The organism is Streptomyces sp. NPDC030222, assembly GCF_055573115.1.
Genome location: NZ_JBVICA010000007.1, coordinates 1 through 21,347 on the forward strand (window position 1 = coordinate 1; position 21,347 = coordinate 21,347).

Sequence of the window (21,347 nt, forward strand, 5' to 3'; positions counted from 1 at the left end):
TGCAGGGGGGACCCTGTGGGAGAGTAGGACGCCGCCGAACTAATTGTGAATGGGGAAGCCCCGCACCGTGAGGTGCGGGGCTTCCCTGCGTTGTGGGGTACCCCCCTGCAGGGTCCGGGGTTCGCTGACTGTAGGGTCAGGGGGCATTGTTTCTGCGTTCCCACAGGAGGCCCCCGGGTGGAGGTCCAGGAGACGCGCGTTCAGACGGACCGCGTGTTCACCATCCCCAACATCCTCAGCATGGCCCGCCTCGCCGGTGTGCCGGTGTTCCTGTGGCTCATCCTCAGGCCCGAGTTCGGTGGCCCGAACAGCGACGGCTGGGCTTTGCTGGTGCTGGCCTTCAGCGGGGTGAGTGACTACCTCGACGGCAAGCTCGCCCGTCGATGGAACCAGATCAGCAGTCTCGGCCGGCTGCTCGACCCGGCCGCGGACCGCCTCTACATTCTGTCGACCCTCATCGGTCTGACCTGGCGGGAGATCCTCCCGCTGTGGCTGACCCTGGTGCTGCTGGCCCGCGATGCGATGCTGCTGGTGATGGTCGCCATCCTCCGGCGGCACGGCTATCCCCCGCCACAGGTGAACTTCCTCGGGAAAGCTGCGACTTTCAACTTGATGTACGCCTTCCCCTTGCTCCTCCTCAGCGACGGAAGCGGGTGGCTCGCCACACTCGCTGCGATTTTCGGATGGGCGTTCGCCGGATGGGGTACAACTCTGTATTGGTGGGCAGGGATCCTCTACGTAGTTCAGGTCCGCCGACTCGTGAGGGCGGACAACGTGGCCGATTGAGCTCGTCGAAGCGGCGCCGTGCAGTGTGGCCGGCCCGCGCACGTCATGAGGGCCTGTACCCGGACGGGTGAAGTCGGCTGGACTGTCGTCTCTTCAAGGAGGACGCTTCCGACATGAAGGCCGTCGTAATGGCCGGCGGCGAGGGCACTCGCCTTCGCCCCATGACGTCGAGCATGCCCAAGCCGCTCCTGCCGGTGGTTAACCGGCCCATCATGGAGCACGTGCTTCGGCTGCTCAAGCGGCATGGGCTGAACGAGACCGTCGTCACCGTGCAATTCCTCGCTTCGCTGGTGAAGAACTATTTCGGCGACGGTGAGGAGCTCGGCATGGAGCTGAGCTACGCCAACGAGGAAAAGCCACTCGGTACCGCAGGCAGCGTCAAGAACGCCGAGGAGGCCCTCAAGAACGATGCGTTCCTGGTGATCTCGGGCGACGCACTCACCGATTTCGACCTCACCGATCTCATCAACTTCCACAAGGAGAAGGGCGCACTGGTCACGGTGTGCCTGACCCGTGTGCCCAACCCCCTCGAATTCGGCATCACGATCGTCGACGAGGAGGGAAAGGTCGAGCGCTTCCTGGAAAAGCCGACCTGGGGACAGGTCTTCTCGGACACGGTCAACACCGGTATCTACGTGATGGAACCGGAAGTCTTCGACTACGTCGAACCGGACGTTCCGGTCGACTGGTCCGGTGATGTCTTCCCGCAGCTCATGAAGGAGGGCAAGCCCATCTTCGGCTACATCGCCGAGGGCTACTGGGAGGACGTGGGCACCCACGAGAGCTATGTGAAGGCCCAGGCCGACGTCCTCGAGGGCAAGGTCGACGTGGAGATCGACGGATTCGAGATCTCCCCGGGAGTCTGGGTCGCCGAAGGAGCCGAAGTACATCCGGACGCCGATCTGCGGGGACCGCTCTACATCGGCGACTACGCCAAAGTGGAGGCGGACGCCGAAATCCGCGAGCACACCGTCGTAGGCTCCAACGTCGTCGTGAAAAGCGGGGCATTCCTGCACCGGGCCGTGGTCCACGACAACGTCTACATCGGGCAGCAGGCCAATCTCCGTGGATGTGTGATCGGGAAGAACACCGACATCATGCGCGCGGCCCGTATCGAGGACGGCGCGGTCATCGGTGACGAGTGCCTCGTCGGTGAAGAATCGATTGTCCTGGGCAATGTGCGGGTCTACCCGTTCAAGACCATCGAGGCCGGCGCCTTCGTCAACACCTCGGTGATCTGGGAGTCCCGCGGTCAGGCACATCTCTTCGGCGCCCGCGGAGTGTCCGGCATCCTCAACGTCGAGATCACTCCCGAACTCGCCGTCCGACTCGCCGGTGCGTATGCCACCACGCTCAAGAAGGGCGCCACGGTCACCACCGCCCGTGACCACTCCCGTGGTGCCCGGGCCCTGAAACGTGCCGTGATCTCGGCGCTCCAGACCAGTGCGATCGACGTGCGCGACCTGGAGAACGTGCCGCTGCCGGTGGCCCGTCAGCAGACGGCCCGCGGAAGTGCGGGCGGGATCATGATCCGTACCTCGCCCGGTGTGCCCGACTCCGTGGACATCATGTTCTTCGACGAGAGAGGGGCCGACCTGTCGCAGGCGGGCCAGCGCAAACTGGACCGTGTCTACGCCCGGCAGGAGTACCGGCGGGCCTTCCCCGGCGAGATCGGCGATCTGCACTTCCCCGCCAGTGTCTTCGACTCGTACACCGGCTCCCTGCTCCGCAACGTCGACACCACCGGTATCGCGGAGTCCGGGCTGAAGGTCGTCGTCGACGCGTCCAACGGCAGTGCCGGCCTCGTGCTCCCCAGCCTGCTGGGCCGCCTCAAGGTCGACTCGCTGACGATCAATCCGGGGCTCGACGAGTCACGGCCCACCGAGTCCGAGGAGGCACGGCGGCAGGGCCTCGTCCGGCTCGGCGAGATAGTGGCGTCGGCTCGGGCGGCCTTCGGCGTGCGCTTCGACCCGGTCGGCGAGCGGCTGTCGCTCGTCGACGAACGCGGCAGGATCGTGGAGGACGACCGGGCCCTGCTCGTCATGCTCGACCTCGTCGCCGCCGAACGCCGCAGCGGCCGGGTGGCCCTGCCCGTCACCACGACGAGGATCGCGGAGCAGGTCGCCGCGTACCACGGCACCCAGGTCGAGTGGACGACCACGTCGCCGGACGACCTCACCCGGGTCGGCCGAGAAGAGAACACCATCTTCGGCGGAGACGGCCGAGGCGGCTTCATCGTGCCGGAGTTCAGCAGCGTCTTCGACGGGGCGGCCGCCTTCGTCCGGCTCATCGGACTGGTGGCGCGCACCCAGCTCACGCTGAGCCAGATCGATGCCCGCATACCGCAGGCGCACGTCCTCAAACGTGACCTGGCGACCCCGTGGGCGGTGAAGGGGCTCGTCATGCGCAGGGTCGTGGAGGCGGCGGGCGACCGCTTCGTCGACACGACCGACGGTGTGCGGGTCGTGGAGGCCGACGGCCGGTGGGTGCTGGTCCTGCCCGACGTGGCCGAGGCCGTCACCCACCTGTGGGCCGAGGGTCCCGATGACGCGTCCGCACAGGCGCTGCTCGACGAGTGGTCGCAGATCGTGGAGAGCGCGGGCCGCTGACCCGGTGCCGGGCGTCGCCGAAGGGCGTCGCCCGGCACACCCATGGGGGCATTCGGCGGTTGCAGCTGCGACGTGCGACTATGTGCGGCATGCCGCAGCAGCCCCCCATTCGGAGCACATGGTCTCCGCGCCCCGACGCGTCGATGTCGCTGCTGACCAATGTCATGGATCACAGCCTCGACGAGGGCTACGCCGAGGCCGCCGCACGTCGGGACGCCAAGGGAAAGGCCGGTTTGCCCCGGCCGTTGCGCGCCAAGCTCGCCCTCGCGGCCGGGCTCGTCCTCGCCGGCCTGGTCGTCACCCTGGGGGCGGCCCAGGCGCGCGTCACCGCGCCGGTGGTGGCGAAGGAGCGCGAGGAGCTCATCGACCGCATCGAGACCGGGACGGCAGCGGCGGACCGACTGCAGGCAACCGTCGACGACCTGAGGGGCGAGGTCGGTGAGCGGCAGCGCAAGGCGCTCAAGGAGCACGGCGGAGACCAGGCGGACCTGGTGGCTCTGCTCTCCGGCGCGACGCCGGTGAGCGGCCCCGGGATCCGGCTGGTCGTGGACGACGCCGAGAAAGCGGACAAGGGCGGCGGCGGCCCGCGGGAGAACCGCAGCTTCGCCGACACCGGACGCGTCCGTGACCGGGACATGCAGCGCATCGTGAACGGACTCTGGGAGTCCGGTGCCGAGGCCGTCTCGATCAACGACCAGCGGCTCACCGCGCTCTCGGCCATCCGGGCCGCGGGCGACGCGATACTGGTCGACAACAGGCCGCTGGTGCCGCCGTACACGGTGCTCGCGGTGGGGAGCGGGAAGAAGCTGAGCACCGTCTTCCAGAACAGCGCGGACGGCCAGTACCTGCACGTTCTTCAGGAGAACTACGGGATCAGGGCAGGCATCTCCGTGCTCGAGAAGGCCACACTGCCGGCCGCGCCGAGTCTGATCGTACGTACAGCACAGCCGAAGGAGGCCGGCGCCGGCAGGGGCGCGGCCGACACAGGGAAGGGCACATCGTGATCGCCGTACTGGGCCTCATCGTGGGAGTCGTGGTCGGACTGCTGGTCCGCCCCGAGGTGCCGGACGTGGTCGTGCCCTATCTCCCGATCGCCGTCGTGGCCGCCCTGGACGCGGTCTTCGGAGGCCTTCGGGCCATGCTCGACGGGATCTTCGTCGACAAGGTCTTCGTCGTGTCCTTCCTGTCGAACGTCGTCGTCGCCGCGTTGATCGTGTTCCTGGGGGACGAACTGGGCGTGGGCGCGCAGCTGTCCACCGGTGTCGTCGTGGTGTTCGGTATCCGGATCTTCTCCAACGCCGCGGCAATCCGGCGGCATGTCTTCCGGGCGTGAGGCCGATGAGCAACGAAGAACAGAACCACGGCAACGGCTCCGAGCAGCAGGTGCAGGCGGAGCGTCCGGTGCCTTCGCCGCGTCCGGAACCGTCGGACCGTCCGTCGCCCTCGCCCCGTCCGGAGCCGCGCACGAGGCCGGCGGCTCGGCGTACGAGCGGGCCGGAGGGCGATGCACCCGTGACCGGCGCTGTGCCGCGTGCCCAACAGGTCGACCGGCCTGCGGAGTCGGGGGCGGACGACGCGACCACCGACACGTCGGAGCCGAAGGCCTCGGACGTGCCGAGGGCAGCGTCCGCAGGACCCAAGGCGTCCGACCTGCCGAGGACGTCCGCAGGGCCCGAGACGTCCGATGGGCCGAGGACGTCCGCGGGCCCCAAGGGGTCTGAGGGACCCAGGGTGTCCGACGTGCCCAGGGTGTCCCTGAGGCCCAACCGGTCCGAAGGGCCCAGGACGTCCGCGGAACGCACACCGTCCCCGGCGGCCGCTGCATCCACCGCCCCCGAGGCGGCGACGGACCAGGCCGAGAAGTCCAGGAAGCCCGGGGTTCCCCGCCACCCCGGTGCCACCGGCAACCCCGGCCCGACCCGCGGCCCGGCTGCCGGCAGGCGGCCCGTGGTCTCGGGGACCGCCGTGAACCCCGGCAGCCCTGCGAACCGCGCAAACCCCGCGAACCCTACGAACCCGGACTCTGTGAACTCCGCCTCTGTGAACTGCGCGAACCCGGCCGGCTCCGCGAAGCCGGTGCGCGCTGCGCGGGACCCTGAGCCGCCCCGGAATCCCCGGGCGTCCGTGCCGGTGCAGGCGTCCCAGGAGATCCCGGGCGGGCCCGCAGAAGCCCGGGAGGAGCCGCTCACGGGCCGGCAGCGGCTCGTCGCCTCGCTGTGGCCGCCGAGGGTCACCCGCGCCCAACTCGTCGTCGCGCTGCTGCTGTTCGTCCTGGGCCTCGGTCTCGCCATTCAGGTGCGCTCGAACAGCGACAACAGCGCGCTGAGCGGTGCCCGCCAGGAGGACCTGGTCCGCATCCTCGACGAACTCGACGACCGCACGCAGCGGCTGGAGGACGAGAAGCAGCGCCTGGAGGACCAGCGCACCGAGCTGGAGAGCAGCTCCGACCAGGCCGAGGAGGCCCGGAAGCAGACCCGCGAGAAGGAGCGGCAGCTCGGCGTCCTGGCCGGTACGGTGGCCGCCGAGGGACCGGGCATCGAGCTGTCCATCGAGGACCCGGCCCGCGGGGCCGAGGCCGACATGCTGCTCGATGCGATCCAGGAGCTTCGGGCGGCGGGTGCGGAGGCGATCCAGGTGAACGGGGTGCGGGTGGTGGCGGGCACGTTCTTCTCGGACGTCGCCGGCGGGATCGCGGTGGACGGCGAGAAGGTCACCGCGCCCTACCGGTTCAAGGTCATCGGCAAGCCCCAGGACCTGGAACCTGCGCTCAACATCCCCGGTGGTGTGGTGCAGACTCTGGAGAAGGAGCAGGCCACCGCCACTGTGACCCGGTCGGAGAAGATCGTCGTCGACGCCTTGCGACCGGTGAAGCGGCCTGACTACGCTCGGTCGTCATCGCAGTGATCCGGTCGTGGACGAAGGCCGGCGGACGAGGGCAAGACGTTGCGGGGGGTCGGCGCATCACAAGAGCGACGAGTGGTGGAAACTGTCGAGCGGTTACGGACGTTGTGATGTTGTCCGGGTCGGCAGGTGTGTTCATTGAGGGTTCGTCCTGCCCCACGGGCGGGTCTGTTTCGGTCAAGGGGAATCGCCCGTGAAGTTGTTTGCGAAGTTGTTCGGCAAGAGTGCACGTGAGGACGATGGCGGCTCGGCACGTCATCGCGCTCCGCGGCACGGTCAGACGGAGGAGCAGCCGGCCGAGCGTCCGCTGTTCCGTGACGAGGTCGCTGGTCCGGGTGGTGACATTTCCGGCGCGCAGGGCGCGTCTTCTGTTGACCCTGCCGGTGTCGGCCGCATAGGTTTCGAGGAAGCATCAACCTCAAGTACGGGTGGAGGGTTTGCTGCCGGCCCGTACACGTCCAACGCCCCCGCGGGGCAGCCGCGGCAGGAGGATCCGTCCATGTCTGCCTTGGTCTGTACGAGGTGCGGGCACCAGAACGCAGAGGCGAGCCGTTTCTGCTCCAACTGCGGTGCGCCGTTGCGGCCCGGAGTGGCCGGTGAGCGCGCGTCGGAGACGACCTCGACGATTTCGATCTCCGGACTCGAGGCGTACGACGCGGAGATGACGGGGCAGACGGCCGCGCCGCCGTCGCTGTCCCCGGAGGCCCAGGCGGCGGTCGACGCGCTGCCGCACGGTTCGGCTCTGCTGGTGGTCCGGCGTGGTCCCAATTCGGGCAGCCGGTTCCTCCTGGACGCCGACCTGACGACCGCGGGCCGGCACCCGCAGAGCGACATCTTCCTCGACGACGTGACGGTTTCGCGGAGTCATGTGGAGTTCCGTCGCAGTCCGGACGGCCGGTTCACCGTCGCCGACGTCGGCAGCCTCAACGGCACGTACGTCAACCGGGAGCGGATCGACTCGGTCGAGCTGTCGAACGGTGACGAGGTCCAGATCGGTAAGTACCGGCTGGTCTTCTACGCGAGTCAGCGGAGCGTCTGACCTTTCAGGGAAGGTCCATGCTGCACACACCGACGGGCGGTGCCGGAAGCGGCACCGCCACCGCGGGCGACCGGCTGATGAGTATCGGTACGGTGCTGAACCTGCTGCGCGACGAGTTCCCCGAGGTGACCATCTCCAAGATCCGCTTCCTGGAGGCGGAGGGGCTGGTCGAACCGCAGCGGACGCCGTCCGGATACCGCAAGTTCAGTGCCGGGGACGTCGAGCGGCTGGCCCAGGTGCTGCGCATGCAGCGTGACCACTACCTGCCCCTGAAGGTCATCCGGGAGCACCTGGACGCGCTGGACCGAGGGGAGCAGGTCGCGCTGCCGCCCCCGTCCGGGTCGCGGGACGCGCTCGACGTGCCGTGGGAGCCGGAGGCCGACCGGGTGACGGCCGCCCGTGTAGGCCGCGCCGAGCTGCTGGCGGCCGCCGGGATCGACGAGGGCGCGCTGGCCGAGTGGGAGTCGTACGGGCTGGTCGAGGCGGGCCCGGACGGCGGGTACGACGCGGAGGCGGTCACGGTGGCCCGGCTGGTCGCCGACCTTGGGCGGTACGGCCTGGAGCCGCGGCACCTGCGGGCCATGAAGGCCTCGGCGGACCGTGAGGCCGGACTGGTCGAGCAGGTGGTGGCGCCGCTGCGCCGGCACCGGAATCCGCAGACCAGAGCGCATGCCGAGGCCACGGCGAAGGATCTCGCCGGGCTGTCCGTCCGGCTGCACGCGGCGCTGGTCCGTACGGCTCTGAAGGTGGGCCGGCACTGACCTCGGGGGAGCCCGACTACCCAAACCCGGCAGGCACGTCCTAGGGTTGCTGTGTGAACGAGCTCGACGTCGTGGGTGTCCGGGTGGAAATGCCCTCCAACCAACCGATCGTGCTTCTGCGTGAAGTGGGAGGCGACCGATACCTCCCCATTTGGATCGGTCCTGGGGAGGCGACCGCCATCGCCTTCGCTCAGCAGGGGATGGCTCCGGCCAGGCCGCTGACGCACGACCTGTTCAAGGACGTGCTGGAGGCGGTGGGCCAAGAGCTCACCGAGGTGCGCATCACGGACCTCCGTGAGGGTGTGTTCTACGCGGAGCTCGTGTTCGCCAGCGGTGTCGAGGTCAGTGCCAGGCCTTCCGACGCCATAGCGCTGGCCCTGCGCACCGGTACGCCGATCTACGGCAGTGACGGGGTGCTCGACGACGCGGGTATCGCGATTCCGGACGAGCAGGAGGACGAGGTGGAGAAGTTCCGCGAGTTCCTCGACCAGATCTCGCCCGAGGACTTCGGCACCAGCAATCAGTGACGTCGCCGACGTTCGATCCGACGCCTTGGGCGTGACCGATCGGCACATTCGAGTAGCTTTTCCCGGAATTCGGACACGGGAAACCACTCTCAGGGTGATTATCACTCGGCGTGCCGAGTGTGGCGATCGTTGACGCACCCCGAGTGACTGCCTACCGTCGAGTGGCAGGTCAAGGACGGAGGGTCGGCGTGAGTAGCAGCGGCGACGGTACGGCGGCCGGGGGCGGGCTGTATCCGCTCCACAGTGGCGCGGCCGACCCCACGAACGAGAGCGTCGGTTACCGGGGGCCGACCGCGTGTGCGGCGGCCGGGATCACCTACCGGCAGTTGGACTACTGGGCGCGCACCGGTCTCGTCGAGCCCAGTGTGCGTCCGGCCTACGGCTCGGGTACGCAGCGGCTGTACGGCTTCCGCGACGTGGTCCTCCTCAAGATCGTCAAGCGGTTCCTGGACACCGGCGTCGCCCTGCAGAACATCCGGGCGGCCGTGCAGCACCTGCGGGAGCGCGGCTTCCGCGACCTGGAACGCATGACGCTGATGAGCGACGGCGCGACGGTGTACGAGTGCTCGTCGCCCGACGAGGTCGTCGACCTGCTCAAGGGCGGTCAGGGTGTGTTCGGCATCGCGGTCGGCGTCGTCTGGCGGGACGTCGAGGCGGCGCTGTCCCAGCTGCACGGAGAGCGCGTGGACACCGGCGAGACGCTGATCGGCCACCATCCCGGCGACGAGCTCGCGAGACGCCGCAACCGGGCCGTCTGAGGCACCGCCCGGTGCTCACTCCTCGTTCGCACGGTTGTGCGGTCGCGTTGTCAGTGCTGTGAGGCAGCATCAGTGGTGTGAGAGCCGCCCCGACGATCCTGCATCTCGACATGGATGCGTTCTTCGCCGCCGCCGAGCAGGCGGCGAAGCCGAGTCTGCGCGGCAAACCGGTCGTCGTCGGCGGACTCGGGCCGCGCGGAGTGGTCGCCACGGCCTCGTATGAGGCACGGCGGTTCGGGGTGCATTCCGCCATGCCGATGGCGCAGGCCCGGCGGCTCGCGCCCAACGCCGCGTACCTCACCCCCCGTTTCCAGCTCTACCGGTCGGTGAGCGAGCGCGTCATGGGCCTGCTGGCCGTACTGTCGCCGCTGGTGGAGCCGCTGAGCCTGGACGAGGCGTTCGTCGACCTGGAGGCGGGCGGAGCGGCCCACGACAGCGCCGGCGCGCGGGCGGCCGGTGAGCAGCTGCGCAGGGACATCAGGGCGGCCACCGGCCTCACCGGCTCCGTCGGTCTCGCGGCCTCCAAGATGATCGCCAAGATCGCTTCCGAGCAGGCCAAGCCGGACGGCCTGGTGCTCGTCGAACCGGGCACCGAGCGTGCGTTGCTGGCACCCATGTCCGTGCGGGTCATCCCCGGGATCGGACCGGCCACCGGAGAGCATCTGCGCAGGGCCGGCATCACGACCGTCCACGATGTGGTGGAGGCGGGCGAGGACGAGCTCGTGCGGCTGCTGGGGAAGTCCCACGGCACCTCGCTGTATCTGATGGCCGTCGGACACGACGAACGCCCCGTGGTGGCCGACCGGGACGCCAAGTCGGTGTCCGTCGAGGACACCTTCGACGTCGACCTGCACGATCGGATCCGGATCAGGACCGAGGTGGACCGGCTGGCCGACCGCTGTGTCCAGCGGCTGCGCTCGGCGGGGAGGTCCGGCCGCACCGTCGTCCTCAAGGTGCGCCGCTACGACTTCTCGACCCTTACGAGGTCGGAGACGCTGCGCGGGCCCACCGACGATCCGGCGGTGGTGCGGGAGGCGGCCGGGAGGCTCCTGGAGTCCGTGGACACCACGGGCGGTGTACGGCTGCTGGGCGTCGGCGTGTCGGGTCTGGCCGACTACACGCAGGAGGATCTGTTCGCGCAGGCCGGGGGGGAGCCGGTCGCACAGGAGGGCGGGGCGCACGAACCCGCGGCGCCGGCCGAAGCCCCCGAGGCGCCGGCGCCGGCTGAGCGGCGGTGGGCGCCCGGTCATGACGTCCGGCACGCGGTGTACGGCCCGGGGTGGGTCCAGGGCAGCGGCCTGGGGAGGGTGACCGTGCGCTTCGAAACCCCCGACTCGCCGCCGGGCCGGGTGCGGACCTTCCGTACCGACGATCCCGAGCTGTCGCCCTCGGAGCCGCTTCCGCTGGTCCGCGAGGCCGCGGATGCTCCCGCGGCCCCCGACCAGCCGACCGACTCGGAACCCGGGCAACCGCCCGTCGGCCCGGCAGAGCCAGCCCAGCGGGCCGAGCCCGGCCGTGCCGCCCAGCAGCCCACCGGGCCCGTGTAGTCGCGTGTGGTGGGGTCTGCCGGGCCTGTGTGGTCGCGCGCGCCGGGCGGCCGGGCGTCGGCTGTGGGCACGACGAGGCGGAGCGGGCCGCCCAGTGCCCGGCCTTCCAGGTCCGGCCGGGCGCGGGTGGCCCGCGGGTCGGCGGGGCTGTGCGAACCCGTGCGGCCGGTCGGGCCCGCAGTTGGCGCAGCCCATGGGGGATGTTCGCGGGATTCACCGAGCCTGTGTCTCGGGCGGCCAGTAGGGGCCGGGACGCTCCTCGTGGGCCAGTGGCCGGGGCGAACCGGCCGACGGTGGCGGCTGCGCCGGCGCACGGGCGCCGCGCCCGGACCTCATTCGGGCGGCGGGGCGCCGCCCGACGGTCAGTCCTGGTCGCCCGCCAGCTTTCCGAAGTCCTCGTCCCTGCCGGACGCCGACGGTGGCGCGGGGGACTCGATGTCGAGCCCGTAGTGGTGGTAGAGCTGCAGCTCCTGCTCCGGCGACAGATGGCGGCCCACGCCGAAGTCCGGTGCGTCCTTGATCAGCGCCCGCTCGAACGGGACCCGCAGCGCGTTGTCCACGACCTTGCTCGGCTCCAGGGGCACGAACGCGTCGCGGCTGAACAGACCGGTACGGACGGCCGCCCACTCCGGCACGCCCGTGGCGTCGTCGAGGTACACCTCGTCCACGATGCCTATCTTGTGACCGTCGCGGTCGAAAGCCTTGCGCCCGATCAGGCTGCGCGGATCGATGTCGGTCTGCACGGTCCCTCCAAGTGGTCGCAATCAGCCTGGTACCACTACGAAAGTGCACAACCGTGGTATCGGCCACTCGAGGGGGACAGCGGCAACCTCGCTGGTACCCTGGCAGCGGCTGCTGACCCCGTGCGGGAGAGTCCTCCGGTCCCCGACCGGAGGCGCCGAAGGAGCAAATCCTCCCCGGAATCTCTCAGGCACCCGTACCGCACGGACGAGGTCACTCTGGAAAGCAGGGTGGGCGTCGGACAGGCACGTGCCCGGAAGGGCACAGCCCGGGACGGAACCCAACCTCACCGACGGTGAAAACCGGAACGTCCAAGGACGGCCCGGTGAAGCTCTCAGGTTGAGATGACAGAGGGGGAGGCCGTCCGGGCATCCGCGTCGTGGTGCCCCTCGCAGGTCGTAGAGACCAGGAGGCCTCCGCATGACCGCCAACCGCATCCCGCTCGCCCAGCTGGAACGGGGCATCCCCTTCGAGCAGCGCCACGTCGGCCCCGACGCAGAGGCCCAGGCCAAGATGCTCGCCCAGGTCGGGTACGGCTCGCTCGACGAGCTGACCACCGCCGCGGTCCCCGACGTCATCAAGAACGCCGAAGCCCTCGCCCTCCCGGACGCCCGGACCGAGGCCGAGGTACTGGCCGAGCTGCGCTCGCTGGCCGACCGCAACCAGGTCCTGGCCCCGATGATCGGCCTCGGCTACTACGGCACGTTCACCCCGCCGGTCATCCTCCGCAACGTGATGGAGAACCCGGCGTGGTACACGGCCTACACGCCGTACCAGCCGGAGATCTCCCAGGGCCGGCTCGAGGCCCTCCTGAACTTCCAGACCATGGTCGCCGACCTCACCGGCCTGCCCACCTCCGGCGCCTCCCTGCTCGACGAGGGCACCGCCGCCGCCGAGGCGATGGCCCTGTCGCGCCGCGTGGGCAAGGTCAAGAACGGCGTGTTCCTCATCGACGCCGACGTCATGCCGCAGACCATCGCCGTCATCGAGACCCGCGCCGAACCGACGGGCGTCGAGATCGTCGTCGCCGACCTCGGCCAGGGCATCCCGAACGAGATCGCCGAGCGCGGCGTCTTCGGCGTTCTGCTCCAGTACCCCGGCGCCTCCGGCGCGGTGCGCGACATCAAGCCCCTGATCGACCGGGCGCACGAGCTCGGCGCGATCGTCACCGTCTCCGCCGACCTGCTCGCGCTGACCCTGCTCACCCCGCCGGGCGCGCTCGGCGCCGACATCGCCGTCGGCACCACCCAGCGCTTCGGTGTGCCGATGGGCTTCGGCGGCCCGCACGCCGGCTACATGGCCGTGCGCGACGCCTATGCCCGCAGCCTGCCCGGCCGCCTCGTCGGCGTCTCCGTGGACGCGGACGGGAACAAGGCATACCGCCTGGCCCTCCAGACCCGCGAGCAGCACATCCGCCGGGAGAAGGCCACCAGCAACATCTGCACCGCGCAGGTGCTGCTCGCCGTGATGGCCGGCATGTACGCCGTCTACCACGGCCCGCAGGGCCTGAAGGACATCGCGCTGCGCACCCACCGCTACGCCGTGCTGCTGGCCGCGGGCCTGCGTGCCGCCGGCGTCGAGGTCGTGCACGACACCTACTTCGACACCCTGACCCTGCGCGTCCCCGGCAGGGCCGCCGACGTCGTCGCCGCCGCACGCGAGGGCGGGGTGAACCTCCACCTCGTCGACGCCGACCACGTCTCCGTCGCGTGCGACGAGACCACCACCCGCGGCCGGCTCGCCGCCGTCTGGGCCGCCTTCGGCGTCGAAGCCGACATCGAGGCCCTCGACGCGGAGACCCCGGACGCGCTCCCGCAGAGCGCGCTGCGCACCGACGCGTACCTGACCCACCCGGTCTTCCACCAGCACCGCTCCGAGACCGCGATGCTGCGTTACCTGCGCCGTCTCTCCGACCGCGACTACGCGCTGGACCGAGGCATGATCCCGCTCGGCTCCTGCACGATGAAGCTGAACGCGACCACCGAGATGGAGCCGGTGACCTGGCCCGAGTTCGGCCAGCTGCACCCGTTCGCACCGGTGGAGCAGGCCGCGGGCTACCTCACGCTCATCACCGAGCTGGAGGAGCGGCTCGCCGAGGTCACCGGCTACGACAAGGTCTCCATCCAGCCGAACGCCGGCTCCCAGGGCGAGCTGGCCGGTCTGCTCGCCGTCCGTGCGTACCACCGCGCCAACGGTGACGCCCAGCGCACGGTCTGCCTCATCCCGTCCTCGGCGCACGGCACGAACGCCGCCAGCGCCGTGATGGCCGGGATGAAGGTCGTCGTCGTCAGGACCGCGGACGACGGCGAGATCGACGTTGCCGACCTGCGGGCCAAGATCGGGCAGCACCGCGACGAGCTGGCCGTGCTCATGATCACGTACCCGTCGACGCACGGCGTGTTCGAGGAGCACGTCGCCGACATCTGCGCCGAGGTGCACGACGCCGGCGGTCAGGTCTATGTGGACGGCGCCAACCTCAACGCGCTCGTCGGCCTCGCCAAGCCGGGCCGCTTCGGCGGTGACGTCTCGCACCTCAACCTGCACAAGACGTTCTGCATCCCGCACGGAGGCGGCGGTCCGGGCGTGGGCCCGGTCGCGGTCCGCGCCCACCTGGCGCCGTACCTGCCCAACCACCCGCTCCAGCCCACCGCGGGCCCGGAGACCGGTGTCGGCCCGATCTCGGCCGCCCCGTGGGGTTCGGCCGGCATCCTGCCGATCTCCTGGACTTACGTGCGTCTCATGGGCGGCGAGGGCCTGAAGCGCGCCACCCAGGTCGCCGTGCTGGCCGCCAACTACGTGGCCAAGCGCCTGGAGCCGCACTACCCGGTGCTCTACACCGGCCCGGCCGGCCTGGTGGCGCACGAGTGCATCGTGGACCTGCGGCCGCTGTCCAAGGCGACCGGCGTCAGCGTCGACGACATCGCCAAGCGCCTGATCGACTACGGCTTCCACGCCCCGACGATGTCCTTCCCGGTCGCCGGCACTCTGATGATCGAGCCGACCGAGAGCGAGGACCTCGCCGAGCTGGACCGGTTCTGCGACGCGATGATCGCGATCCGCGGTGAGATCGAGAAGGTCGCCTCCGGTGAGTGGACCGCCGAGGACAACCCGCTGCGCAACGCGCCGCACACCGCGGCGGCGCTGGGCGACGAGTGGAACCACGCGTACAGCCGCGAGGAGGCGGTCTTCCCGGCCGGCGTCTCGGCCGCGGACAAGTACTGGCCGCCGGTGCGCCGCATCGACGGCGCGTTCGGCGACCGCAACCTCGTCTGCTCCTGCCCGCCGCTGGACGAGTACGACGCCTGACGGCGGCAGCGCGCATGCGCCGGGGCCGGTTCCGGGGACTTCCCGGGTCGGCCCCGGGGCCTTTTCCCCGCCGCGTCAGGCGGCCCTCATCACCTGCCGGGTGCCGAGCGGCCGGTGCGGGGCGATGATCTGTCCGTCCGGCAGCAGCTCACCGGTGTCCTCGAAGAACAGGACGCCGTTGCACAGCAGGCTCCAGCCCTGTTCCGGGTGGTGCGCCACGACGTGGGCGGCCTCCCGGTCCGCGGAGTCGGCTGATGGGCAAGGTGGCTGGTGCTGGCACATGGATGCGTTCTTTCGCTGTGGAGAGGTGTCTGTCCTGCTGCTCGATGCGGTCATGGCCGCCCCCCGTGTCGTTCGGTCTGATCCCAGTGTTCCCCCACGGGCGTCGATCCGCAGGGATTTCACAGCAGCTCTTCCTACTGCTCAATGACGCGTCACCCGTGCGGGCGGTTCAGTTCAACCGGCCCGTCAGTTCGGGTGGTTCGACGTGGCCCCAGCGGGCTAGTCCGTATTGGTCCGCCTGGGCCGGACCGGCAGCGATGCGCCCCGTGACCGAGGGGTCACGGGGCGGCAGGGGTCACTCCGGAGGGCGACGGGCCGTTCACGGGGCGGCGCCGCGCGGGCCGTTCGCCGTGCTTCAGAGGGCGAGTTCGGACTCCGGCAGGGGACGCGGGCGGGCCAGCCGGAGGGTGAGGGCCGGCAGCAGATCGGCGACGAGATGCGGCCGGTGGGCCGCGATTCCCGGTGGGGCGGGCGCCAGCGGAACCAGCAGGTCGGTCGGCGCGGGCAGCCCGTCGGCGGCCTCGGCCGTGGCGTTCCCGTGCAGCCACAGGGTCAGCATGTAGAGCTCGGGTACGGACAGCAGACGGGGCTGGAAGCCGGCCCTGAGGGCCTCCGCCTGGCGCAGGGCCCGTTCGGTGGCCTCTATGTAGGGACCTTCGAAGAAATGGGAGAACGTCCATCCGTCCGCGGTCAGCATGCTCTCCCCGGCCGCCACGGGGCGTTCGCCACTGCGGATCAGGAAGCGCCAGCCGGTCAGCCGGGTCCGGGGCGGGGTGCCCGGTTCGGCCTTCTCCAGCACGTGCACGGGGAGCGGGAGATCAGGGGTCAGCGGCCCCTGGGCGGTGCGCAGTGCGGGTGTTCGGGCCTCGTGGACCGCGGTGGGGGAACCGAGAGCCGTGAGGACGCTGCGAAGGGCGGGCGCAGGTGCCGGGAGGGCATGCAGCGGCATGGTGGGTCGCCTCTCACTTGGGAGACTCGGTGGTGCGAGGGCAGGTGCGGACGGCACTGTCAGCACGTGGGGCCTGAGGGGGCAGGCGTCCGGGGCGCCGGTTCTCTGCCTCGTGCGCGGAGTGTATACCTCGCGTGTTCATGCGGTGATTCTTCTAGTCACCGCCGATTCAGGCCGCAAGTCGGCATCAGGCCTGCCCGGTGCGGTAATACCGCGAAGAATCTCCCGGTTCTGCTTTACCCGTGGAGCCGTGACCTGGAAACCGGTTGCCGTAGCGGACGGCCGGAAATGGTCGGCGTATTTCACCAGCTGTGGCCGAGGGGTGCAGCGGAGCTCGACTTGCCGAATGAATGTGCCGGATGCAGGGGGCTGAGAGAATACTCGCCGAAGCGTCACCGGGGCGTTATCGATCACTCTGTCTGGGCAGTATCGACCCACATGTGTGGCCCCTGAGCTGCGGGCTGCCCGCTCGAGGAGGGACGCTTCGATGGGTGAGAAGGTCGTGGCAGGCGTTTTCGACCTGTCCGATCGGCAGCGCTACCGCCGAAAGCTCCAGGAGTGTCTGGAGGGATTGCGGAGGCTGTTGGAGGAGGGGAGGTTCGATCGGCCCAGGAATCTGATGGGGATGGAGATCGAATTGAATCTCGTGGGCGCCGACGGGATGCCCAGGATGATGAATGCGGAGGTGCTGGAGCGGATCGCCAGCCGGGATTTCCAGACCGAACTCGGGATGTTCAATCTAGAGGTGAACATCGCACCTCACCGGCTCGGCGGCCGGGTATTCGACCAGCTGGCGGAGGAGTTGCGCACCGGGCTCGGCTACGCGCACCGGAAGGCCGCGGAACTGGACGCCGGCATCGCGATGATCGGCATCCTGCCCACGATCGGGCGGCACGACCTGGTCTCGGCGAACCTGTCCGACGTCGACCGCTACATGCTGCTCAACGACCAGATCCTGCAGGCCCGGGGGGAGGACTTCACCCTTGACATCGACGGTGTGGAGCACCTGACCTGCACCTCGGCGTCGATCGCCCCCGAATCGGCCTGCACTTCCGTGCAGTTGCACCTCCAGGTCACCCCGGCACGCTTCGCGGACGTGTGGAACGCCGCGCAGGTGATCGCCCCCGTGCAGGTGGCCGTCGGGGCCAACGCGCCCTTCCTCTTCGGCAAGGAGCTGTGGCGGGAGTCCCGGCCCCCACTGTTCCAGCAGGCAACCGACACCAGGCCGCCGGAACTCCAGGCCCAGGGAGTGCGGCCGCGGACCTGGTTCGGCGAGGGCTGGATCGAGTCCGCCTACGAGCTGTTCGAGGAGAACCTGCGCTTCTTCCCGGCATTGCTGCCGATCTGCGACGGGGAGGACCCGCTGAGGGTGCTGGACGACGGCGGCGTTCCCCGGCTCCAGGAGCTGGTGCTGCACAACGGCACGGTCTACCGGTGGAACCGTCCGGTGTACGGGCTGCTCGACGGGGTGCCGCACCTGCGGGTGGAGAACCGCGTGCTCCCGGCAGGACCGACGGTCGTCGACGTCATCGCGAACGCCGCGTTCTACTACGGCCTGGTCCGTGCCCTCGCCGAGGACTCCCGTCCGGTGTGGTCCCGGCTGCCGTTCGCCGTCGCCGGGAGCAACTTCGACACCGCGTGCCGGTACGGCATCGACGCGGAGGTCCTCTGGCCGGCGCCGCGCCGGGCGGGCGGTCTGTCACGGGTCCGGGTGGTGACGCTGGTCCGGGACGAGCTGCTGCCGCTGGCCGAGGCGGGGCTGGACGCGTGGGGCGTCGAGCGCGCGGACCGCGACTTCTACCTGGGGGTGATCGAGGAGCGCTGCCGACGGCGGGTGAACGGGGCGTCGTGGCAGGCCGCCACCTACCACCGGGCACTGGAGAGCGGCCTGGAACGGGACGCGGCGCTGGCGGCGACCACGCGTCGCTACTGCGAGCTGATGCACCAGGGCGACCCGGTCCACACCTGGCCGGTCGGTGTGCAGGCCGAGCCGACGGTCGCAGTCTGACCCCGCCCGGGCGGGGCGCCGGCGTGGTCCGGCCGCCGAGGGCGGGCCCGCCCTGGTTACCGTCGGTGCCTCCGCGTCGGGCAAGCTTGACCTCCGATGGCACGGCGGAGGCGGGTGTGCGGGTGGCGACGGAACGTGTGACAGGGGCTCTTTCGGCGGAGGGTCTGTCGCGGAGGATCCTGCGATCCGAGACGCTGCTCGTCCTGGCGCTCTCGCTCGGGGCCAGCGCGGCGTCGGCGCTGATCAGTTTCGTCGGCTCGGTCACCAAGCCCGGCGGCCTGAAGGACCAGGCGGCCACGCTCAACGGCTCGTACGCGCCCGGGCGGCCCTGGCTCGACCTGGCCTGGCAGCTGTTCGGCATCACGACCGCGCTGGTGCCGGTCGCGCTCGTGGCTCACCTGCTGTTCCGGGAGGGCTGCGGAGGGCTGCGCGCGATCGGTTTCGACCGGACGCGCCCGTGGTCCGACCTGGGCCGGGGAACGCTGGTGGCGGCCGTCATCGGCAGTACCGGGCTGGCGTTCTACCTGCTGGCGCGGGCGGCCGGCTTCAATCTGACGGTGGTGCCGGAAGCGCTGCCGGACGTGTGGTGGAAGATCCCGGTCCTCGTCCTCTCGGCGGTGCAGAACTCGATCGTCGAGGAAGTGATCGTCGTCGGGTATCTGCTGCGCAGGCTGGGCCAGTTGGGCTGGAGTCCGTATGCCGCGCTGGTGGCGAGTTCGGTGCTGCGCGGTTCGTACCACCTGTACCAGGGCATCGGCGGGTTCGTCGGGAACATGGTGATGGGGGTGGTGTTCGTGCTGCTCTACCGGAAGTGGGGTCGGGTCGGGCCGCTGGTGGCCGCCCATGCGCTGCTCGACATCGTGGCCTTCGTCGGATACGCGCTGCTCGCAGGGAAGGTGGACTGGCTGCCGACCGCGTGATGCGGAGGCGTCGGGGGCGTACGGGGCTCCGTACGCCCCCGAGGTGCGTCTACGGGGCGGACAGCAGTTCGCCGTCGATGACCGTGACGGCGCGGCCCGTGAGCAGGGTGCGGTCGCCGCGCAGCTCGGTGCGCACCAGTCCGCTGCGGGCCGAGGCCTGCAGTCCGGTGAGGGTCGTGCGGCCCAGGCGGGCGGACCAGAACGGTGCGAGTGCGGTGTGCGCGCTTCCCGTCACCGGGTCCTCGTCGATGCCGAGGTTCGGGAAGAAGCCCCGGGACACGAAGTCGTAGCCGCTCTCGGCGGAGTCGGCGGCGGCCGTGACGACGATGCCCCGCTCGGACCGGGCGGCGAGGTCGGCGATGTGCGGGGTGATTCCGCGCACGGTGCCCTCGTCGGTGAGTTCGACGAGGAGGTCTCCCATGTGTTCGCCGGTGTCGTGGCACGACACGACGGCGGCGCCCAGCGCCTCCGCCATGCCCGGGGGTGCTTCGACGGCGGTGAGCGGTGCGGTGGGGAAGTCCATGGTGATCTCCCCGCTGTCGTCGGCCTCGGTGGAGAGGACGCCGCAGCGTGCAGCGAAGCGGACCGTGCCGGTCGCGGCACCCGTCGTCCGCAGGACGTGGGCCGTGGCGAGGGTGGCGTGACCGCACATGTCGACCTCGGTGCCGGGGGTGAACCAGCGCAGTGCCCAGTCGGCCGCGCCGCCCGGCGGAAGCGGGTGGGCGAAGGCGGTCTCGGAGAGGTTGACCTCGGTGGCGACCTGCTGCAGCCATGAGTCATCGGGGAAGGTGCCGGAGTCCAGCAGTACGACTCCGGCGGGATTGCCCGTGAAGGGGCGGTCGGCGAAGGCGTCGACGATTCGAATCCGCATGGGCCGAAGCTAGGGGCCCGGTGAGTCCGCGGGCCAAGGCCAATCGCCGTCCGGTGGCATCCGATTCCTGGAAGGGCATTGTCGAGCGAACTATTCCGATATATCGTTGAGGCATCGCGACAGGTCAATGATGGAAGGGGTGCGATATGCGCTCTCATGGACACGGGCATTGCGGACCCGGCCATCACGGTCGGGGTGAGCACGAGGGGTGGCGGGCCGCGTTCGGGCCGTTCGGGCCGCCGTTCGGCGGGCCTTTCGGAGGCGGCCGTGGCCGCGGGGGTCCGCGTGGCAGGGCGCGACGCGGGGATGTCCGCGCCTCGATCCTGGCGCTCCTCAGGGATCGCCCGATGCACGGCTACGAGATGATCCAGGAGATCGGCGAGCGAAGCGGCGGCGCCTGGAAGCCCAGTCCGGGCTCCGTCTACCCGACCCTCCAGCTGCTGGAGGACGAGGGGCTGATCGCCAGCGAGAGCGAGGGTGGCAAGAAGCTGTTCACGCTCACCGACGCCGGCCGTACCGAGGCCGACGCCGGGCCGCAGGCTCCGTGGGAGGAGGTGGGCCGCGGTATCGACTGGGAGGCCATGAACGAGATACGGCAGGCCGGCTTCGGGCTCTTCGAGGCGTTCGGACAGGTCTGGAAGACCGGCACGCCCGAGCAGCGCGAGAAGGCGCTCGCGGTCGTCAACGAAGCCCGCAAGAAGCTCTATCTGATCCTTGCCGACGAGCACTGAGCGGCTCGTGCGCACCGGCCCGCCGGGTCGTCGTCGATCGGTGTCGACCCGGCGGCCCCGTCATTCCCCGGAGTCATGGGGGCATTTCCCCGGGTGCGGTCAGGTGACCAGACCCGCCAGTTTGCGCAGCGACTCGTCGAGCGCGGCGGTGGCGGAGTCCTTCAGCTTCCCCGCCATCAGGGAGACGGCCGCGCCGGTGAACTCCCCGTCGATGCGGACGGTCGTCGCATCGCCGTCCGGCGTGAGCGAGTAGCGGGTGCCGACGACGACGCCCATCGGCCCCTTGCCCCTGATGCCGAGGACGCGGGCGGGCTCCAGTTCCTCGATGGTCCAGGCCACCTCGGCCGGGAATCCCATCAGCCTCATGTTCTCCTCGAAGGTCTCGCCGACCTCCAGTGCGGCAGGTCCGCCCTTGGGGAAGGAGGTGTGGGTGGCGTTCCATGCGCCGTACGAGGTGAAGTCGGTGAGCTGGGTCCAGACCTTGTCGGCCGGTGCCTCGATGCGGGCCTCGGCGGTGACTTCGGCCATGCGACCACCCCTTCGAGTCGGGAACGTGTCGCGGAAAGTAGCCGCACGGGCTGCAATATTCAATACTGATGAACCGTCAGAAC

At 70.1% G+C, this 21,347-nt stretch carries 19 protein-coding genes and 1 riboswitch; of the genes, 14 read left to right on the top strand and 5 right to left on the bottom strand.

Going from position 1 to position 21,347, the window contains the following annotated elements:
• The first annotated feature begins 177 nt into the window (after positions 1-177).
• From ACZ4Z5_RS12275 to ACZ4Z5_RS12320, 10 genes are all read left to right on the top strand, one after another.
• A complete protein-coding gene (locus ACZ4Z5_RS12275; protein WP_468260540.1) occupies positions 178-786 on the top strand; it encodes a CDP-alcohol phosphatidyltransferase family protein in 609 nt (202 codons plus the stop codon).
• A 113-nt stretch (positions 787-899) separates the two neighbouring features.
• The gene (locus ACZ4Z5_RS12280) at positions 900-3,395 is read left to right on the top strand and encodes a sugar phosphate nucleotidyltransferase (RefSeq protein WP_468260543.1); all 2,496 of its coding nucleotides are present in this window, start codon (positions 900-902) and stop codon (positions 3,393-3,395) included.
• An 89-nt stretch (positions 3,396-3,484) separates the two neighbouring features.
• Positions 3,485-4,399: a DUF881 domain-containing protein gene (locus tag ACZ4Z5_RS12285; RefSeq protein ID WP_468260546.1), complete on the top strand. Its 915-nt coding sequence runs from the start codon at positions 3,485-3,487 to the stop codon at positions 4,397-4,399.
• Positions 4,396-4,728 (top strand): small basic family protein, encoded by a 333-nt coding sequence (locus ACZ4Z5_RS12290; protein ID WP_468260549.1) that lies wholly within the window; start codon positions 4,396-4,398, stop codon positions 4,726-4,728. Before ACZ4Z5_RS12285 ends, ACZ4Z5_RS12290 begins: the two co-directional genes overlap by 4 nt.
• 797 nt (positions 4,729-5,525) lie before the next feature.
• A complete protein-coding gene (locus tag ACZ4Z5_RS12295; RefSeq protein ID WP_468261474.1) occupies positions 5,526-6,299 on the top strand; it encodes a DUF881 domain-containing protein in 774 nt (257 codons plus the stop codon).
• Between the two features lie 148 nt (positions 6,300-6,447).
• Positions 6,448-7,335, top strand: coding sequence for an FHA domain-containing protein (locus ACZ4Z5_RS12300; protein ID WP_468261477.1), 888 nt, complete (start codon positions 6,448-6,450; stop codon positions 7,333-7,335).
• Positions 7,336-7,352: 17 nt separating this feature from the next.
• Entirely contained in the window at positions 7,353-8,096 is a 744-nt protein-coding gene (gene ftsR, locus ACZ4Z5_RS12305; RefSeq protein WP_468260551.1) for a transcriptional regulator FtsR, read from the top strand.
• Positions 8,097-8,149: 53 nt separating this feature from the next.
• Entirely contained in the window at positions 8,150-8,623 is a 474-nt protein-coding gene (locus tag ACZ4Z5_RS12310) for a bifunctional nuclease family protein (RefSeq protein WP_067026588.1), read from the top strand.
• Between the two features lie 188 nt (positions 8,624-8,811).
• Positions 8,812-9,381, top strand: a complete 570-nt coding sequence (locus ACZ4Z5_RS12315) for a MerR family transcriptional regulator (RefSeq protein ID WP_468260554.1) — start codon at positions 8,812-8,814, stop codon at positions 9,379-9,381.
• 77 nt (positions 9,382-9,458) lie between these two features.
• On the top strand, positions 9,459-10,928 hold the full coding sequence (locus ACZ4Z5_RS12320) for a DNA polymerase IV (protein WP_468260557.1): 1,470 nt from the start codon (positions 9,459-9,461) through the stop codon (positions 10,926-10,928).
• A gap of 362 nt (positions 10,929-11,290) precedes the next feature.
• Here ACZ4Z5_RS12320 and ACZ4Z5_RS12325 read toward each other — a convergent pair whose 3' ends face one another.
• Positions 11,291-11,671 carry a PRC-barrel domain-containing protein gene (locus ACZ4Z5_RS12325; RefSeq protein ID WP_468260559.1) on the bottom strand — a complete coding sequence of 127 codons (381 nt, stop codon included), beginning with the start codon at positions 11,669-11,671 and terminating at the stop codon, positions 11,291-11,293.
• Between the two features lie 113 nt (positions 11,672-11,784).
• A riboswitch (glycine riboswitch) is annotated at positions 11,785-11,881 on the top strand.
• A 208-nt stretch (positions 11,882-12,089) separates the two neighbouring features.
• Here ACZ4Z5_RS12325 and gcvP point away from each other — a divergent pair.
• On the top strand, positions 12,090-14,975 hold the full coding sequence (gene gcvP, locus ACZ4Z5_RS12330) for an aminomethyl-transferring glycine dehydrogenase (RefSeq protein ID WP_468260562.1): 2,886 nt from the start codon (positions 12,090-12,092) through the stop codon (positions 14,973-14,975).
• Positions 14,976-15,050: 75 nt separating this feature from the next.
• Here the strand turns inward: gcvP and ACZ4Z5_RS12335 are convergent, their stop codons facing one another.
• Positions 15,051-15,257, bottom strand: coding sequence for a DUF5999 family protein (locus ACZ4Z5_RS12335; protein WP_468260564.1), 207 nt, complete (start codon positions 15,255-15,257; stop codon positions 15,051-15,053).
• Between the two features lie 355 nt (positions 15,258-15,612).
• Positions 15,613-16,206, bottom strand: a complete 594-nt coding sequence (locus ACZ4Z5_RS12340) for a hypothetical protein (protein WP_468260567.1) — start codon at positions 16,204-16,206, stop codon at positions 15,613-15,615.
• 487 nt (positions 16,207-16,693) lie between these two features.
• Between ACZ4Z5_RS12340 and ACZ4Z5_RS12345 the strand changes: the two genes are divergently transcribed.
• Positions 16,694-18,214: a glutamate-cysteine ligase family protein gene (locus ACZ4Z5_RS12345; protein WP_468260569.1), complete on the top strand. Its 1,521-nt coding sequence runs from the start codon at positions 16,694-16,696 to the stop codon at positions 18,212-18,214.
• 137 nt (positions 18,215-18,351) lie between these two features.
• On the top strand, positions 18,352-19,134 hold the full coding sequence (locus ACZ4Z5_RS12350; RefSeq protein ID WP_468260571.1) for a CPBP family intramembrane glutamic endopeptidase: 783 nt from the start codon (positions 18,352-18,354) through the stop codon (positions 19,132-19,134).
• A gap of 49 nt (positions 19,135-19,183) precedes the next feature.
• On the opposite strand, the gene ACZ4Z5_RS12355 is transcribed toward ACZ4Z5_RS12350, so the two are convergent.
• Positions 19,184-20,005, bottom strand: a complete 822-nt coding sequence (locus ACZ4Z5_RS12355; protein ID WP_468260573.1) for a PhzF family phenazine biosynthesis protein — start codon at positions 20,003-20,005, stop codon at positions 19,184-19,186.
• Between the two features lie 146 nt (positions 20,006-20,151).
• Here ACZ4Z5_RS12355 and ACZ4Z5_RS12360 point away from each other — a divergent pair, with 146 nt between their 5' ends.
• Positions 20,152-20,736, top strand: coding sequence for a PadR family transcriptional regulator (locus ACZ4Z5_RS12360; protein ID WP_468260575.1), 585 nt, complete (start codon positions 20,152-20,154; stop codon positions 20,734-20,736).
• A gap of 99 nt (positions 20,737-20,835) precedes the next feature.
• Here the strand turns inward: ACZ4Z5_RS12360 and ACZ4Z5_RS12365 are convergent, their stop codons facing one another.
• Complete coding sequence (locus ACZ4Z5_RS12365; RefSeq protein ID WP_468260577.1) at positions 20,836-21,264, bottom strand: type II toxin-antitoxin system Rv0910 family toxin; 429 nt, start codon at positions 21,262-21,264, stop codon at positions 20,836-20,838.
• Between the last annotated feature and the right edge of the window lie 83 nt (positions 21,265-21,347).

Coding starts and splice junctions, on each gene's coding strand:
- ACZ4Z5_RS12360 (WP_468260575.1), top strand. CDS start 20,152: ATGCGCTCTCATGGACACGGGCATTGCGGACCCGGCCATCACGGTCGG.
- ftsR (WP_468260551.1), top strand. CDS start 7,353: ATGCTGCACACACCGACGGGCGGTGCCGGAAGCGGCACCGCCACCGCG.
- ACZ4Z5_RS12335 (WP_468260564.1), bottom strand. CDS start 15,257: ATGTGCCAGCACCAGCCACCTTGCCCATCAGCCGACTCCGCGGACCGG.
- ACZ4Z5_RS12345 (WP_468260569.1), top strand. CDS start 16,694: ATGGGTGAGAAGGTCGTGGCAGGCGTTTTCGACCTGTCCGATCGGCAG.
- ACZ4Z5_RS12285 (WP_468260546.1), top strand. CDS start 3,485: ATGCCGCAGCAGCCCCCCATTCGGAGCACATGGTCTCCGCGCCCCGAC.
- ACZ4Z5_RS12355 (WP_468260573.1), bottom strand. CDS start 20,005: ATGCGGATTCGAATCGTCGACGCCTTCGCCGACCGCCCCTTCACGGGC.
- ACZ4Z5_RS12340 (WP_468260567.1), bottom strand. CDS start 16,206: ATGCCGCTGCATGCCCTCCCGGCACCTGCGCCCGCCCTTCGCAGCGTC.
- ACZ4Z5_RS12365 (WP_468260577.1), bottom strand. CDS start 21,264: ATGGCCGAAGTCACCGCCGAGGCCCGCATCGAGGCACCGGCCGACAAG.
- gcvP (WP_468260562.1), top strand. CDS start 12,090: ATGACCGCCAACCGCATCCCGCTCGCCCAGCTGGAACGGGGCATCCCC.
- ACZ4Z5_RS12280 (WP_468260543.1), top strand. CDS start 900: ATGAAGGCCGTCGTAATGGCCGGCGGCGAGGGCACTCGCCTTCGCCCC.